2 protein-coding genes and 1 pseudogene are annotated in these 1,229 nt (G+C 37.3%); 2 read left to right on the top strand and 1 reads right to left on the bottom strand.

The window, feature by feature from the left end:
- A partial coding sequence (locus WCP75_RS05005; protein ID WP_336277136.1) for a hypothetical protein occupies window positions 1-259 on the top strand: 259 nt, incomplete at its 5' end.
- A 299-nt stretch (window positions 260-558) separates the two neighbouring features.
- Window positions 559-1,077 (top strand): Rha family transcriptional regulator, encoded by a 519-nt coding sequence (locus WCP75_RS05000; RefSeq protein ID WP_336277135.1) that lies wholly within the window; start codon window positions 559-561, stop codon window positions 1,075-1,077.
- A gap of 48 nt (window positions 1,078-1,125) precedes the next feature.
- On the opposite strand, the pseudogene WCP75_RS04995 reads toward WCP75_RS05000, so the two are convergent.
- A pseudogene (locus tag WCP75_RS04995) lies at window positions 1,126-1,229 on the bottom strand (type II toxin-antitoxin system HicB family antitoxin); the annotation flags it as partial.

Raw genomic sequence — 1,229 nt, 5'->3', positions numbered from 1 at the left:
AGCTGTTGGTCATGCACCTTGGGGGCTTGGATGTGCTGAATATTTTTATAACCTTTATGAACATGAAGATGGCACCAGAGAGTATGAAGAGTTTGATGGTTGCCAGTATCGTGACATGCCTAATAATACAGATTTCAGTACGAAAGCACAAGTGAAAGCATGGGTCTATGGAGGAGCAGTTCCTAAAACGGTGCTGAATCTTGAACCTCTTATCGATGAGATTAACAGGGAGATCAAGAAACTAGTAGAGGTTGTTTGATATTGGGAAAGCATAGCGAGGAACTAATCGCTATGTTTTTAGCGCCTGCTGTTATTTTAGAATTTCTCAAAAAATATTGACAAATTCTATAAACCGCTATAGCTTACTCAACAGGCTTAAAACACCTCGTAACCAATCGGTTCAGCAGTATTCCGTAAGATCTGTTGCCCATCATAAAAAGTTTTTGTCCAGGGTCTTCATGTGTATGTCCAAGGGTAACCTAAAGACGTGAAGGGCTGAATTGGTTCGGTTGTTTTAGCCCTGGATATTCAAATTTATAAAACAAAGGAACCAATATCATGAACAATTTAGTAACAATAAATGATGCTGGCATTGCTGTCACAACTTCTTTGAAAATTGCTAATGGTGTGGGAAATAGCCATGCTACTGTTATCAAGCTTGTACGCAATAATCGTAAAGATTTTGAGGAATTTGGAAGGGTTGGATTTGAAATCGTATCCTTTGAAACTACAGGTGGAAGACAAAAGAGAGAGATTGCTATCCTCAATGAAGCGCAAGCGACTTTACTCATGACGTATATGTGCAACAATGATGTGGTGCGCATGTTTAAAAAGGCACTTGTGAAAGCCTTTTATGAATTAAAAAAATATGCTGTCGATCATGATCGCGATACACGATTTGATTTACCAAGTTATTGGGATGAAATGAGACCAGCTGAAAAGGCTTTATATGTTTTGGGTCCAATTAATAAGCTCCTTGTTGAGGCTTTTAGATTAGACGTAGAGAATAAAAATTATAAAGCCTTAATTAAAGAAGCACAACATGTCTTAGATAGACCTGTAGCGAAAGCTGTTTAATTTTAAGAAATATGATTTATCTTCTCATTATTAAAGGTGGGAAGGTAGTTATACTGCATCTTTGATTGTAATAACTACTTGTTTGCCAAGAACTGTTAATGCTTGCTCGAGTGTTTGAAGCTTAGTCGGATAATTTGGATCAAGAATGCGTC

Origin of the sequence: Bartonella numerosa (assembly GCF_037070845.1) — a bacterium.
Lineage (GTDB): Bacteria > Pseudomonadota > Alphaproteobacteria > Rhizobiales > Rhizobiaceae > Bartonella.
This window is presented reverse-complemented; position numbering and strand designations above follow the sequence as displayed.

Bases quoted from the DNA above. Each gene is read 5' to 3' on its own strand.
- WCP75_RS05000 (WP_336277135.1), top strand. From the start codon at position 559: ATGAACAATTTAGTAACAATAAATGATGCTGGCATTGCTGTCACAACT.